Here is a 13,227-nt window from a genome sequence, read left to right on the forward strand (position 1 = left end):
TCTTGGTTACAACACCAGATGCGGCAACCACAGTGACAGCGCGGGAATGTAAGTCACGGCGATCAGCACCAGGAACAGCACGCCGTAGAACGGCAACAGGGCTTTGACGGTTGATTCGATACTGACCTTGCCCACGGCAGACCCCACAAAGAGTACCGCGCCCACGGGCGGTGTGATCAAGCCGATGCCCAGGTTGACCAGCATGATCATGCCGAACTGCACCGGGTCCACGCCAATGCCGAGGATCACCGGCATCAGGATCGGCGTGAGGATCAGGATCAGCGGCGCCATGTCCATCACCGTGCCGAGCAACAGCAGCATGACGTTGATGCACATCAGGATCACGTAACGGTTGTCCGAGAGCGTGAGGAACATCGTGGTGATCTTCGCCGGGATCTGCATCAGCGTCATGATGTAGCCGAAGCTGGCGGCGAAGCCGATCAGGATCATCACGATCGAAATCGTCCGCACCGTGCGGTGCATCAGTTTCGGCAGTTCACTCCATTTGTAGTCGCGGTAGATGAACATGGTCACGAAGAACGACCACAGCACCGCAATCGCCGCCGACTCGGTGGCGGTGAAAATCCCCGACAGAATGCCGCCCAGGATGATCACCATGGCCATCAGGCCCCACAGCGCTTCACCGCATATCTTCAGCGCTTCGCGCATCGGGATGACTGCGCCCTTGGGGTAATCACGCTTCCTGGCGAAGATCAGGCACAGCACCATCAGGCACGCGCTCATCAGCAGGCCGGGCACCACGCCGGCCATGAACAGCGAGGCAATCGACACGGTGCCGCCAGCGGCCAGCGAATAGAGCACCGAGTTGTGGCTTGGCGGGGTCAGCAGGGCTTGCACCGAGCCGCTGACGGTGACCGCCGTGGCGAACTCCCGTGGATAGCCACGCCGCTCCATCTCGGGGATCAGCACCGAGCCGACCGAGGCGGTGTCGGCTACCGATGAACCGGAGATCGCGCCGAAGAAGGTCGAGGCCATGATGTTGACCAGCGACAGACCGCCACGGACAAATCCCACCAACACCCCGGCAAAGGCCACCAGCCGCCGGGACATGCCGCCCTCGGCCATGATCGCGCCCGCCAGGACGAAGAACGGAATCGCCAGCAGGGAGAATTTGTTCACGCCGCCGGCGACCTGAATCATCAAGGCCTGGAACGGAATATCAATCCACCATGCGCCGATCAGGGCCGAAAGCCCCAGGGCATAGGCGACCGGCATGCCGATCAGGATCAAGGCGATAAAGCTGCCCAGCAGAATCAATGCGTCCATTCAGGCAGCCCCTTCGTTTTCTTCAACCAGGTCGAAGCGCACGACCCGCCGGTTGCTCTGGTCACCGAGCAGGAGTTTTTCCAGCACAAAGACCAACGTCAGCACACCGCCAATCGGGATCGGCATGTAAGTGATGCCGACACGCAGGGTCGGCAGGGCGCTCATGAACTGGTTCCAGGTCGACAGGCACAGCTTGGTCCCCCAGATCGCCATGAACAGGCTGATGGACGCCATCAGCAATTGCGCAAACACGCTCATGGCTTTGCGCAGGTTTGGTGGCAGGCGATCAGTGAGCATCGCCACGGCCATGTGCGAACCGGAACGATAGCTGGCGGCGGCGCCAATGAAGGTGAAGACCATCATCAACAGAATTGCGCTGGGCTCCGGCCAACTGGAACCGGTGCCAAGGACGTAGCGGGCGAAGACGCCCCAGGGAATGATCAGGGCGATGGCCAGCACGGACAGGCCCGCGACCCAGATACAGGTCATGTAAATCCTGTCGTTGATGCGCAGCAGTAGATTCTTCATCGGGTTTCACCGTAACCGGGCGCGCACTGACAGACACCCCTGTCAGTGACGCCGGGCCTTTCTTGAATGCAGGGAGGGATTACTGAACGGCTTCGATGCGCTTGATCAGGTCGGCATAGGGCGCGCCGTATTTCTCGCGGATCGAGGCGGTGGCCTCATAGAAAGGTTTCTTGTCGACGGTGATGAACTCGACGCCCGCCGCCTTGAGCTTCTCTTCGCTGCTGGCCGACTTGGCGTCCCACAGGACGCGTTCCTGTGCCTGCGCGGCCTTGGCGGTTTTCTTCACCAGTGCCTGTTGCTCGGGCGTCAGTTTTTCCCAGGTGATTTTCGACATCACAATCGGTTCTGGCAGGATCAGGTGCCCGGTCAGGCTGTAGAACCTGGCGTTCTGGTAGTGGTTGTGTTCGAGCAGGGTCGGCGGGTTGTTTTCCGCGCCGTCGATCACCCCGGTCTGCAACGCACTGAAGATTTCACCGGTGTCCATGGCAATGCCGTTACCGCCCATGGCATTGATGGTTTCGATGAACATCGGGTTGCCTTGCACGCGGATCTTCATGCCCTTGAGGTCTTCCAGGCTGCGCACCGGTTTCTTGGTGTAGAGGTTGCGCGTGCCGCCGTCCATCCAGGCCAGGGCGACCAGGCCGAACTCGGAGTCGGTGATTTTGGCGAGGATCGCGTCGCCGACTTCGCCATCGATGACCTTGCGCATGTGCGCCTGGTCGCGGAACACGAACGGCATGTTGAACACGTTCACGTCCGGCACCACCGGCCCGACGATGCCGAGGCTGACCCGGGCCATCTGGATGGCGCCGACCTGGGCTTGTTCGATCACTTCTTTTTCCGAGCCGAGCACACCACCGGCAAACATCTTGAAGGTCAGTTTGCCGTCGCTGTCGGCCACCAGGGTTTTACCCAGTTGTTCCTCGGCCACTACGGTCGGGTAGCCGGCGGGGTGAACGTCGGCAAATTTGATTTCCAGCGCATGGGCGGCGCTGCTGAGGGAGAAGGTGAGGGCTGCGGTGAAGGGGAGTGCAGCGGCGAGCAAGGTGCGTTTGAAGTCCATTGGGGGTGTCTCCTGTTTTATTGTTTTTGTGTTCAAGGCACAGCGTTGCAGCACGAGCGGTTGCGGTCAGACGTTGAAAAGTGGCTCCGGCAAACCCTTTACGCCGGGGTTGAGGGCGAACACGCCGCCGGCCAGTGACTGATCGTCGTGGTCGTCTGCGGGGCGGATCGAAGTGACGAACAAGGTGTCCAGGCGGCTGCCACCGAAGGCACACATGCTCGGTTTTTTCACCGGTACGGCCAGGGAACGGTCTAGGCGCCCATCCGGGGTAAAGCGGTGAATCAAGCCGGCGTCGTTGGCACAGATCCAGTAGCCACCCTCGGCATCGACCGCAGCACCATCGGGGCGCCCGGCGTAGTGATTCATGTCGACAAACAGCCGGCGATTGCTCGGCGTGCCGCTGTCGATGTCGTAGTCGAAGGCCCAGATCTGCTGGACGGCGGGATGGGAGTCGGACAGGTACATCGTGCGACCGTCCGGACTGAAGCCCAGGCCGTTGGGCACGATGAAGCCGTTCAACTGGGCATCGAGTGGGCTGCGTTGTCCGGCGCTGTAGCGGTAGAGTCGGCCCTCGGCGGCGTTGGCGCCCATGTCGAGCACCATGCTGCCGGCCCAGAAACGCCCCTGGCGGTCACAGCGACCATCGTTGAGGCGCATGTCGGGGCGGTTGTGGTCGATGCCGGCCAGGGGCTCGCTGTCGAGGCTGCCGTCGTTGTGCGGGCGCAGCTGGAAGAAGCCGCTCTCCATCCCGGCGACCCAGCTGCCGTCAGCGCGACGGGCAATGCACGCGAGCATTTCCGGGGTTTTCCACGCCGACACCTGGCCGGTGCCGGCACTCCAGCGCTGCAGGCCGCCGGCCGGGATATCGACCCAGTACAGGGCGTTTTCTTCACCGACCCACACCGGGCATTCACCCACGGCGTTGCGGGCATCGACAATCAATTCAGCTGGCATGGCCACTCATTCCCTTGGTTTTTGTTGTGGGGATCACGCGGTAAACACTGGCGGTTCAGTCGCCGAACGGGCCGGCCACGCAGAAGGCGCCGCCCTGGTAGATCCGCGTCGGATCATCAGCCGCTGGCATCGGTTGGGCTTCGACCTTTTCGCGGAACACTTCGGAGCTGTCGTTCGGCGCATAGCCCAGGACCGTGGCGTAACGGTTGTCCCACCAGACGTCCTTGTTGTCGGACGCGCCATAGACCACGGTGTGACCGACATTCGGCGTGTACAACGCCCGTTCAAGCAGTTGGGTCAGGTCGCCGAAGCTCAGCCAGGTGCTCATCATCCGGCGGTTTTGCGGTTCCGGGAACGAAGAGCCAATGCGCACGCTGACGGTCTCGATGCCATAGCGATCGAAGTAGAAAGTGGCCATGTCTTCGCCGTAGGACTTGGACAAGCCGTAGTAACTGTCCGGGCGACGAGGGGAGTGGGCGTCGATGACTTCGTCTTGCTGGTAGAAGCCGATCACGTGGTTGGAGCTGGCGAAGATCACGCGCTTGACGCCATGACGGCGCGCGGCTTCGTAGATGTGGAAGACGCCGCAGATGTTGGCGCCGAGGATCTCTTCGAATGAGCGCTCGGTGGACACGCCGCCAAAGTGCAGGATCGCGTCCACGCCTTCGACCAGTTGATGCACGGCTTGCTTGTCGGCCAGATCGCACGGCACGACTTCTTCACGGTCGTCGATGGCTGGCGCGATGTCGGCGATGTCCGACAGGCGAATCACATTGGCGTAGGGGCGCAGGCTTTCGCGAAGGACCTTGCCCAGGCCACCGGCGGCACCGGTCAGCAGCAGGCGATTGAAAGGGGCGCGGGCAGTGGCAGTGGTGGTCATGGAGAGTCCTGGACAAGCAATGGTGGTTATTGAATTTGTTGTAGGTTGTCGTACGACTATTGGCAGTATCGTAAGGCTTCCCGTTTCTTGTCAACGCGTCTTGTAGTGAATTTGACGAAGGGTTGGCTCATCTTTCGATGGCAAGTTACACCTGTGGCGAGGGAGCTTGCTCCCTCGCCACAAGACCGGTATCAGCCGATCCGTTTTACAACAACGAAATCGGATAGCTGATGAAGAGGCGGTTTTCGTCGAACTCGTTGGTGCTGAAGTTTTTGCGGATGCTCGCGTTACGCCATTTGACGTTGAGGTTTTTCAGCGGTCCGCTCTGCACCGTGTAGGCCAGTTCCGATTCACGGCCCCATTCCTTGCCGTCGGTGATGCTCCCGGTGTGCACGTTATCGCCACTGATGTAGCGGTTCATCAGGGTCAGGCCCGGCACGCCCAGGGCCACGAAGTTGTAGTCGTGACGCACTTGCCAGGATTTTTCCTTGGCATTGTCATAGCTGGAGTTGTAACTGTCGTTGGCCAGGGTGCCGCCGCTGGTGCCGTTGACGCGCATCCACACATCGTCGCCCGTGAGTTTCTGCAGGCCGACATAGAAAGTGTTGCCGCCGTACTTGGCCGAGAGCAGGGCGAACGCGGTTTTGTTATCGAGGTCGCCGGCCAGGGCGCTGCCGTCTTCCTTGCCGATGAAGTAGCCGAGGTTGGCGCCGAGGGTCCAGTCGCCAATGGGTTGGCTGTGGCTCAGGTTGAAGTATTGCTGTTGATAGATATCGCTCAGTTGCGCGTACCACACGCCGACCTGGGTGCGTTTGTCGTTGAAGGCATATTCACCGCCGCCGAAGTTGAAACGGTCCGACTTGAACGCTGCTTTACCGTTCATGAACATGTCTTCCATGCTCGCATCGTTACGCGGGCTGTTCTGGCGGAATTGCCCGCCGTAGAGCGTCAAGCCGCTGATTTCGTTGGAGGTGACCTGACCACCACGGAAGGTTTGCGGCAGGGAGCGGCCGTCGTCCGAGCGCAGGATCGGCAGCACCGGCATCCATTCACCGACCTTGACTTCGGTCTTCGAGATCTTGCCCTTGAGCGCTACGCCCAGACGGCCGAAGTTGTCGGCCGGGCGCCCGTCGTGGTCCAGTGGCAGCAACTGTGTACCACCGGTGCCCTTGCCGCCATCGAGCTTCTGCGAAAACGTGCCCAGCACGTCCACACCAAAGCCGACCGTGCCCTGGGTGAACCCGGATTTGGCGTCGAGGATGAAGTTCTGGGTCCACTCCTCAGCCTTGCCCTGGGGGTAGGCCGGGTTGGTGTAGTTGCGGTTGAAGTAGGCGTTGCGCAGGTTCAGCGTGGCTTTGGCGTCATCGGTGAAACCTTCGGCATGACTGGCCATGGGCAGGGCGATGGCCAGGCTGCTGCAACCGATCAGGCTCATGGCATGACGGCGGGCGAAGTGTGGACGTGGGGACGGATTGCGGGCGGGCTTGCTCACTGTAACGCTCCATTTCTTTTTTGTTTTTATGGTTGTTATACGTCGTCGTACAACATTGGGGCGATTATTTACGTGGCGTTTCAGTGTTGTCAATCAGAAGTTGTACGATGACCTTGGCTGCAAATTCTCATGGGAGAGCTTGCTCGCGAAAAACGCGCGGGCAATGAGGGGTGTTCAGATAGTCCGCGCTATCGTTGACGTCCATCGCGACGGTGCGACGATTCGACAGGCTCGCTCCCACAGACGATTGGGTTGTCAGCCAGCAATCATTGGCGGCATGGTGCCCAGCAACGACACCGCCGCCACCGCGCCAATGCCCAGCAACCATTCGGCGATCACGCTTTTACGCAATGCCGACAGGCGCTGTTCGCAGTCCTTGATCCGCAGCCGGTTGAACAACGCCAGGCCGAGCATCGCGGCGATGAGCGTGATCTTGATCAACAGGATCAGGGCAAACCCGGACAGCAAGGGCGTCGGCCAGAAGGCGCCGGTCAGGACCCGTACGTTGATCAGGCCGGTGATCAGCAATCCCGCCACCACGATGTAACCGACGCCACTGAATCGCTGCAACAGCGTCCGGATGTCATGCCCGGCAGGGCGGCGCAGGATCATCACCAGCAGCATCAGGCCGCCGAGCCAGATGCCGACGCAGGCCAGGTGCACCAGTTGATTGAGCATCAGCCACCGGCCTTCGACGCCATCGAGCATGGCGCCGTGGCCGACCGGTGCCAGGGTTGCCAGCAGCGAGGCGCCGAGGGCGAGGCGCAAGGGCAGGTGGGTGCGCAGCGGCGTCAGCAGCAAGGCCAACAGCAGTCCGTTGAACAGCAGATGCCAGCTCCAGACCTGGCCAAAGAAGGTGCTGCCCAGCACCAGGCGCAAGGTCGAGGGTTCGAGCGCCGCGTCCCAGGCACCGGCCATGCTGGCGGTGATCAGCAGCAGCCAACAGACGCCGCTGACCAGCGCCAGTGCCCCCAGCCAACGGCTGATGCGTGTCAACGTCCGGTCCAGGGTGGTGTCACGGCCCAGCAACCGAGGCTTGTAAACCCAGGCACCGAACAGCATCAGTACCACGGTGAAATGCAGGAAGCGGCACAGTACCAACGCGCTCGCCATGTATTATTGGCCCACCTTGAAGCTGTAGGCGCCTTCGCTTTTATGGGTGTCGACCGACACGGCGTGCCATTCGACTTTATAGGCACCCGGTGTCAAGGGCGCAGCCGGTGTGACCACCAGGGTCTTCTTGTCGCTGCCCTCGGTGGCCAGGTTTTTCACCGCAACGGTGGCCCCGTCCTTGCTGATCGTGACTTTGGTGAAGGCCGCTTCAACGCCTTCGGAAAACACCAGGCGCAGTTCCGTCGGCGCGCTCGCGGTGCTGTCGGCGGCGGGTGTCTCACTTTTCAGATGGGCGTGGGCGAACACTGCAGAGGCGGCCAGCAGCGAGCCGAGCAGGGCGGCGGTGGAGAGGGCTTTTTTGAGCAGCATGGTCGGGTTCCTGTCAGGCCGTTGCGAAGTGGGCGTCAGTTTAGCCGCCCGGGGCCTGTTGTACGAAGTTTGGTTTTCCCCTGTCGCCGCGAGGTAGAGCGGATGCTAGTCTTGTTTAACGCTGTTGTCAGGGAGCCCTCATGGGCAATCACAAGATCGAGATTCGTCGCAGTAACGTCGAGAAAATTCTGCTGGGGGCCGAGAAGGTCTTCGCCGAGAAAGGCTTCGGCAGCACCGCAATGGCCGACATCGCCGCCGAAGTGCAACTGCCGCGCTCCAACCTGCATTACTACTTCAGCACCAAGACCGAGTTGTACAGCGCCGTGCTGTTCGACTTGCTGGAGGTCTGGAAGCAGGACGCGCTGTGCTTCGAGATGTTCGACGACCCGCGCGTGGTGCTCAGCAGTTACATCCGCGCCAAGATGAACCACTCCCGCAGCCGTCCGTATGGTTCGAAAGTCTGGGCCAACGAAATCATCCACGGCGCCCCGACCCTGGGGGAGGCACTGGATGCGAGCCTGTACGACTGGGCCAAGATGAAAGAAGCGAAAATCCGCCAGTGGGTGGACGACAAACGCATCCTGCCGGTGGAGCCTTCGAGCCTGCTGTACATGATCTGGGCCTCGACCCAGCACTACGCCGACTTCGACCACCAGGTGAACATCCTCAACGACCATCAGCCGCTGTCGGACATGCAGTTCGAACGGGCGATACAGACCGTGACCAGTGTGATTTTGCGCGGGATCGGGTTGGAGCCCTGAGGTCGGGTGTTCTGGCTGCTGGCCTCTTCGCGGGCAAGCCCGCTCCCACAGGGTTTCAGGTCGTACACAAAGCCTGTGTACACCAGAGAAACCTGTGGGAGCGGGCTTGCCCGCGAAGGCGTCATCTCAGACGCTGAAAACCTCAAGGACTGACGTGATAGGGATTCCTCGGGTCATGGTTCCAGTCCAGAAACGGCTTGCCGTTTTCCACCGGCACCATCTCGATGCAGTCCTGCACCGGGCAGGTGATCTGGCACAGATTGCAGCCCACGCATTCATCGTCGATCACTTGATACTTGTGTGTGCCGTCCGCCTGCTTGAGGCTGGCCACCGCCTGGTGCGAGGTGTCTTCGCAGGCGATGTGGCAGCGGCCGCAACCGATGCAGGCGTCCTGGTCGATTTTGGCGATGACCTGATAGTTGATGTCCAGGTACTTCCAGTCGGTGGTGTTGCCCACGGCACGCCCGGAAAACGCTGAAATGCTGGCGTAACCCTGACTGTCCATCCAGCGTGACAGGCCGTCCTTCATCTCCTCGACAATCCGGAAGCCATGCAGCATGGCCGCCGTGCACACCTGCACCGAGCCGCAACCCAGGGCCATGAATTCCGCCGCATCGCGCCAGTTGCCGATGCCGCCGATGCCGCTGATGGGCAGGCCACGGGTCTGAGGATCTCGGGCGATTTCGGCGACCATGTTCAAGGCGATCGGCTTGACCGCCGAGCCGCAGTAGCCGCCGTGGGTGCTCTGGCTGCCGACCATGGGGTTGGCGACCATGCGTTCCAGGTTGACGCTGGTGATCGAGTTGATGGTGTTGATCAGCGACACCGCATCCGCGCCGCCACGGTGCGCCGCGCGGGCCGCCACGCGGATGTCGGTGATGTTCGGCGTCAGCTTGACGATCACCGGCAGCGAGCAATAGGTCTTGCACCAGCGGGTGACCTGTTCGACGTATTCCGGCACCTGACCGACCGCCGCGCCCATCCCGCGTTCCGGCATGCCATGGGGGCAACCGAAGTTCAGTTCGATGCCGTCGGCACCGGTGGCTTCCACCAGCGGCAGGATGTGTTTCCACGATTCTTCGACGCAGGGCACCATCAACGACACGATGAGCGCGCGGTCCGGCCAGTCCTTTTTGACCTGGGTGATTTCCCGCAGGTTGATCTCCAGCGAGCGGTCGGTGATCAGTTCGATGTTGTTGAAGCCCATCACTTCACGGTTAGGACCGAAGTGCGCCGAGTAGCGCGACGATACGTTGACCGCCGCCGGGTCTTCACCCAGGGTTTTCCAGACCACGCCACCCCATCCGGCCTCAAAGGCGCGGACCACGTTGTAGGCCTTGTCGGTGGGCGGCGCCGAGGCCAGCCAGAACGGGTTGGGGCTTTTGATGCCGGCGAAGACAATCGAGAGATCGGCCATTTACGCAGCCTCCACGTTGAGCATCAGATGAGCGTTGATGGCCTCGGCGGCCAATTTGCCGTGCTGCACCGCCTGCACGGTGAGGTCCTGGTCGAGGCTGGTGCAATCGCCGCCGGCATACACCCCGGGGACGCTGGTGCGCAGGTGCTCATCGACTTCGATGCGATCCCCCTGGCGCTTGAGTTCACGGGCCAGCGGGTCGGCGAGGGCGCTGCTGTCGAAGGCCTGGCCGATGGCCTTGAAGATGGCGTCGGCGGCCAGTTCAAAGGTTTCGCCGGTGGTTTGCAGGCGGCCTTCGACCAGATGCGTGCGCGCGAAACGCATGCCGCGCACGCGACCGTTGGCGTCGAGCAGGACTTCTTCGGGTTGTGCCCAGGTCATCAGGCGCACCTGATTGGCCTTGGCGATGTCCTGTTCGTGGTGGGTGGCACCCATGTCCTCGGCGCCACGGCGGTACACCAGATTGACGTCACGGGCCCCGAGGCGGGCCATCTGCACGGCCATGTCGATGGCGGTATTGCCGGCACCGAGTACGATGCAACGATCAGCCAATGGCAGTTGAGTCAGGTCATCGGCCTGGCGCAGTTCGTGGATGTAGTCGGTCGCGGCCAGCAGTCCCGGCGCGTTTTCATGGGCCAGCCCCAATTGCTTGCTCGCCGCCAGACCCAGGCCGAGGAACACCGCATCGAATTGCTGATGCAGTTCAGTCAGGCTCAGGTTCTCGCCGAGTTTTTGCCCGTGACGGATCTCGATCCCGCCGATCTGCAGCAGGAACTCCAACTCCTTCTGCGCGTAGTCATCCACCAGTTTGTACTTGGCGATCCCGTATTCATTGAGGCCGCCGGCTTTTTCACGGGCTTCGAAAATCACCACGTCATGGCCGTGCATGGCGCTGCGATGGGCGCAGGACAAACCCGCTGGCCCGGCACCGACCACGGCGATGCGTTTGCCGGTGGCGGCGGCACGGGGGAAGGGGTGTTCGCTGAAGTGCGCGTTGTCCACCGCGTAACGCTGCAGCAGGCCGATCAGCACCGGTGCGCACTCCTGAGCGTTGTTGCGCACGCAGGCTTGCTGGCAAAGAATTTCGGTGGGGCAGACCCGGGCGCAACTGCCGCCGAGGATATTGGCCGAGAGGATTTTCTGCGCCGCGCCCTGCACGTTGTCCTGATGGATGTTGCGGATGAACGATGGAATATCGATCTCGCTCGGGCAGGCATTCACGCACGGTGCGTCGTAGCAATACAGGCAGCGCGAGGCTTCAAGGTGAGCCTGTCGATCGTTGAGCGGCGGTGCCAGGTCGGTGAAATGACTGGCGAGGACGGCCGCCTGCTCTACGGGATGGGGGAGGTGGTTCAGGGTCTTGATCACGGTATTGGCCTCACGGTGATGGCGGTGCTGCCTCTGTCGGGCATTGTTTTTGTGTGGTTCGGGCTGACGCCATCGCCAGCAGGCTGGCTCCCACAGGGATTTCAGGTGTTCACAAAACCTGTGGGAGCGGGCTTGCCCGCGATAGGTCGAAGGCCGATTTCAGCGTTTCACGGCAACCGGCTGATTCAACTCGGCGCGCTTGCTCAGCAAATCAAACACCGCCGGATACGCCGGCCGCTCGATGTAGCGCCCGGCTCCGCGTTCGGCGCGCAGATCGCCGTCGGCCCAGACCACCCGGCCCTGGCTGATGGTATGGCTGGGCACGCCGCGCACGGTCTTGCCTTCGAAGATGTTGAAGTCGACTTGCTGGTGGTGGGTCTTGGCGGAAATCGTGCGCGTGCCCTGAGGGTCCCACAGCACCAGGTCGGCATCGGCGCCGACGCGGATCGCGCCTTTGCGCGGGTAGAGATTGAAGATTTTCGCGGTGTTGGTGGAGGTCAGCGCCACGAAGTGCTGCATCGACAAACGCCCGGTGTTCACCCCTTCGTCCCAAAGCACGGCCATACGGTCTTCGATGCCGGCAGTGCCATTGGGGATCTTGCTGAAATCGTCCTTGCCGGCGGCCTTCTGTTCGGCGCAGAAGCAGCAGTGGTCGGTGGCGGTGGTGTGCAGGTTGCCGGCTTGCAGGCCATGCCAGAGCGCTTCCTGATGCCCGACAGGGCGGAACGGCGGGCTCATCACGTAACCGGCGGCGGTCTGCCAGTCCGGGTGTTGATAGACGCTGTCGTCCAGCAACAGGTGCCCGGCCAGTACTTCGCCGTAAACCGGTTGGCCCTTGGCGCGGGCATAGGTGATTTCGTCGAGGGCTTCCCTGGTCGAGACGTGCACCAGGTACAACGGTGTGCCCAGGGTTTCTGCGATGCGGATCGCCCGGCTCGCCGCTTCGCCTTCCACTTGCGACGGACGCGACAGGGGATGCGCCTCCGGCCCGGTCATGCCCTGGGCCATCAACTTGCGTTGCAGGTGATAGACCAGCTCGCCGTTTTCCGCGTGCACGGTGGGCACCGCGCCGAGCTCCAGGCATCGTTCAAAACTCGCCACCAGCGTGTCGTCGGCGGCCATGATCGCATTCTTGTAGGCCATGAAATGCTTGAAGCTGTTGACCCCGTGGTGTTTCACCAACTCGGCCATTTCTTCGCGGACTTGCTCGCTCCACCAGGTGATGGCGACGTGGAAGCCGTAATCGGAAGCCGACTTCTCGGCCCAGCCACGCCACTGATGGAACGCTTCCATCAGTGATTGTTGGGGGTTGGGAATCACGAAATCGATGATCGACGTGGTGCCGCCGGCCAGACCGGCCGCCGTGCCGCTGTAAAAGTCTTCGCTGGCCACGGTGCCCATGAAGGGCAGTTGCATGTGGGTGTGCGGGTCGATGCCGCCGGGCATCAGGTATTGGCCGCTGCCGTCGAGTATTTCGGCGCCTGTGGGAGCCTCGAGGTCTTCGCCGATGGCCTTGATCACGCCGTCTGCGCAATACACATCGGCGCGATAACTTTCATCATGGGTAATAACGGTGGCGCCACGGATCAACAGAGACATTCCGAGTTCCTCGCAGGCAATGACCGGCTGATGCCGGCTCTCAATGTTTTATATGAAGCGAGTTGCACAGGTGTATTCCTGTCATCGCTGTCAAGATTGAAAGCTAGCTGGTGTTATTGAAATCAGCAAGAATAATTTTTATAAGCTTATATGCGTTTTAAATTATTGATTTTTAACAGTAAAAATTAAAAATCACCAAAATGGTGAGGCCTCTCACCATTTTGACGCACTTGACAGGATTCAAATATGGTCAAGATTTCTTATGTGAAATCAGCTGTTTGAGAATGGTCTATGGTTGATGCGCACCGTTTAAAAAAAGATTCACGCACCAGATTGAGACCTGACTGTTCGGACAACTTGCCTGACATTCGGCCTGAGTGGCATGGCAAGTGACCG

12 protein-coding genes are annotated in these 13,227 nt (G+C 61.2%); 1 reads left to right on the forward strand and 11 read right to left on the reverse strand.

The window, feature by feature from the left end:
• Window positions 1–6 precede the first annotated feature (6 nt).
• The 8 genes from AC1Q6D_RS07045 to copC all read right to left on the reverse strand — a co-directional run bounded on the left by AC1Q6D_RS07045 (window position 7) and on the right by copC (window position 7,686).
• Entirely contained in the window at window positions 7–1,287 is a 1,281-nt protein-coding gene (locus AC1Q6D_RS07045) for a TRAP transporter large permease (RefSeq protein ID WP_103404292.1), read from the reverse strand.
• Window positions 1,288–1,815 carry a TRAP transporter small permease gene (locus tag AC1Q6D_RS07050; protein WP_103404293.1) on the reverse strand — a complete coding sequence of 176 codons (528 nt, stop codon included), beginning with the start codon at window positions 1,813–1,815 and terminating at the stop codon, window positions 1,288–1,290.
• A gap of 79 nt (window positions 1,816–1,894) precedes the next feature.
• On the reverse strand, window positions 1,895–2,878 hold the full coding sequence (locus AC1Q6D_RS07055) for a TRAP transporter substrate-binding protein (RefSeq protein WP_103404294.1): 984 nt from the start codon (window positions 2,876–2,878) through the stop codon (window positions 1,895–1,897).
• 66 nt (window positions 2,879–2,944) lie between these two features.
• Complete coding sequence (locus AC1Q6D_RS07060; RefSeq protein WP_103404295.1) at window positions 2,945–3,832, reverse strand: SMP-30/gluconolactonase/LRE family protein; 888 nt, start codon at window positions 3,830–3,832, stop codon at window positions 2,945–2,947.
• A gap of 55 nt (window positions 3,833–3,887) precedes the next feature.
• The gene (locus AC1Q6D_RS07065; RefSeq protein WP_103404296.1) at window positions 3,888–4,712 is read right to left on the reverse strand and encodes an NAD-dependent epimerase/dehydratase family protein; all 825 of its coding nucleotides are present in this window, start codon (window positions 4,710–4,712) and stop codon (window positions 3,888–3,890) included.
• 205 nt (window positions 4,713–4,917) lie between these two features.
• Complete coding sequence (locus AC1Q6D_RS07070; RefSeq protein WP_371919908.1) at window positions 4,918–6,204, reverse strand: OprD family porin; 1,287 nt, start codon at window positions 6,202–6,204, stop codon at window positions 4,918–4,920.
• Window positions 6,205–6,459: 255 nt separating this feature from the next.
• Window positions 6,460–7,317, reverse strand: a complete 858-nt coding sequence (copD, locus tag AC1Q6D_RS07075; protein WP_103404297.1) for a copper homeostasis membrane protein CopD — start codon at window positions 7,315–7,317, stop codon at window positions 6,460–6,462.
• 3 nt (window positions 7,318–7,320) lie between these two features.
• Window positions 7,321–7,686, reverse strand: a complete 366-nt coding sequence (copC, locus tag AC1Q6D_RS07080) for a copper homeostasis periplasmic binding protein CopC (protein ID WP_103404298.1) — start codon at window positions 7,684–7,686, stop codon at window positions 7,321–7,323.
• 140 nt (window positions 7,687–7,826) lie between these two features.
• Between copC and AC1Q6D_RS07085 the strand changes: the two genes are divergently transcribed.
• Window positions 7,827–8,447 (forward strand): TetR/AcrR family transcriptional regulator, encoded by a 621-nt coding sequence (locus tag AC1Q6D_RS07085; RefSeq protein ID WP_047528232.1) that lies wholly within the window; start codon window positions 7,827–7,829, stop codon window positions 8,445–8,447.
• 142 nt (window positions 8,448–8,589) lie between these two features.
• Here the strand turns inward: AC1Q6D_RS07085 and preA are convergent, their stop codons facing one another.
• The 3 genes from preA to hydA all read right to left on the reverse strand — a co-directional run bounded on the left by preA (window position 8,590) and on the right by hydA (window position 12,831).
• Window positions 8,590–9,864, reverse strand: a complete 1,275-nt coding sequence (gene preA / locus AC1Q6D_RS07090; RefSeq protein WP_103404299.1) for an NAD-dependent dihydropyrimidine dehydrogenase subunit PreA — start codon at window positions 9,862–9,864, stop codon at window positions 8,590–8,592.
• Window positions 9,865–11,232: an NAD(P)-dependent oxidoreductase gene (locus AC1Q6D_RS07095; protein WP_103404300.1), complete on the reverse strand. Its 1,368-nt coding sequence runs from the start codon at window positions 11,230–11,232 to the stop codon at window positions 9,865–9,867.
• Between the two features lie 159 nt (window positions 11,233–11,391).
• Window positions 11,392–12,831 carry a dihydropyrimidinase gene (gene hydA, locus AC1Q6D_RS07100; RefSeq protein ID WP_103404301.1) on the reverse strand — a complete coding sequence of 480 codons (1,440 nt, stop codon included), beginning with the start codon at window positions 12,829–12,831 and terminating at the stop codon, window positions 11,392–11,394.
• Window positions 12,832–13,227: the final 396 nt, after the last annotated feature.

Source organism: Pseudomonas sp. MT92 (assembly GCF_058792515.1).